Here is a 1,497-nt window from a genome sequence, read left to right as displayed (position 1 = left end):
CGCAAGCTATGCTTGTGCTCAGAATGACAAACGCCAAAGATTGTAGCGGATGAGCCTGACCTGAGGACATCCCCCTGTTTCGCAAAGCCGAAACTTTCCCCCTTCATCAAGGGGGAATCCGAAGGGTGCGCCCAAATTATTTTACTTCCACAACATTATCGCTGCAGTAATCAGCAGTATCCCGATAATATTAATTAGTAAACCTGCCCGCATCATATCTTTTACTTTTATTCGTCCGCTTCCAAACACAATGGTGTTGGGACCTGTGGCGACAGGAAGCATGAAACCCAGCGAGGCAGCGAAGGTGGCGGGGAGCATCAGCAAAAGCGGATGAACATTCAGTGTGGCGACAAGCGGAAGCAAAACAGGAAGCATCAATTGTATGCTCGCTAAGTTGGAAGCGAACTCGCTTATCACCGTTACCAGCACACACACGCTCAGCACAAGCACGACTGGATTCGCGTCTTTCATGAAATAAAGTTTTCCCGCTAGCCATTCGCTTAGTCCTGATAACTCAAAACCTTTTGCCAGCGCAAACCCGCTTCCGAAAAGCAGGACGATATGAAAAGGAAGTTTCTTTGCTTCGTCCCAGTTGATGAGCATTCTTCCTTTTTCAGATTTTGATGGAATGAAAAACAGAAGCAATGCCATGCCGATTGCTACTGTTCCGTCCTGAATATTATTTGGAGCAGGAAAAATATTTTTCCAGCCCGGCATGGTGAAACTTCCGAAATCAATATCGGAGCGCGTGAACCAAAGCAACGCAGTGCAAACAAAAATTGCGGCAACAGATTTTTCTTCGTAACTCATCCTGCCGAGTTTTTTGTATTCGTCTTTGAAATAAGAAGTCTGGAATGTGAGAATATTTTTTTTCGGCATGAACAAAAATTTCAAAACAAAAAAAGCAAGAATCAAAAACACCAGCGAGATGGGAAAACCAATGGCAAACCACGAGGCAAAATCCATATCGTGATTATCAGGAAACGCTTTTTCATAAAAACGGTAGAACACCATGTTGGGCGGAGTTCCCACAAGCGTTCCCATTCCGCCAATGGTAGCGGAGTAAGCAAGCCCGATGAGCAAACCCGTTGCCAGTTTGTGTGTATGATGTTTAGCATCGTGCTCAATCCGAAGAATAAGCGCAGTCACTGCCGAAATCATCATCATCACAGTGGCGGTATTGGAGATCCAGAGCGAGATCAAATAAGTAGTGAGCATCACGCCCGCAAGAATCCGCGCAGGGGTAGAACCCACCAGCATCAGAATGCGCAGCGCCACACGTTTGTGCAGATCCCAGCGCTCAATGGCAATGGCAATGATGAATCCGCCAATAAATAAAAACATGATAGGGTCCATGTATTCGTTGGCAATGGTGGTGGTATCGGCAATGCCGAGCACGGGAATGAGCAGAAAGGGCAGGAGGGAAGTAACAGCCAGATGCACCACTTCGGTGAGCCACCACAAAGCCATCCACACCGTAACTGCGAGCATTCGCGT

General features: G+C 47.0%; 1 protein-coding gene. It reads right to left on the bottom strand.

Annotated elements, in window-relative coordinates:
* Positions 1-141: 141 nt before the first annotated feature.
* The coding region (locus Q7R76_07240) for a DASS family sodium-coupled anion symporter (protein MDO8643333.1) at positions 142-1,497 on the bottom strand (1,356 nt) is incomplete at its 5' end.

This window comes from Candidatus Woesearchaeota archaeon, assembly GCA_030651375.1.
GTDB lineage: Archaea > Nanobdellota > Nanobdellia > Woesearchaeales > UBA12501 > JAUSFM01.
Note: the sequence above shows the minus strand (reverse complement) of the source record. Positions and strands in the feature narration are given on the sequence as shown.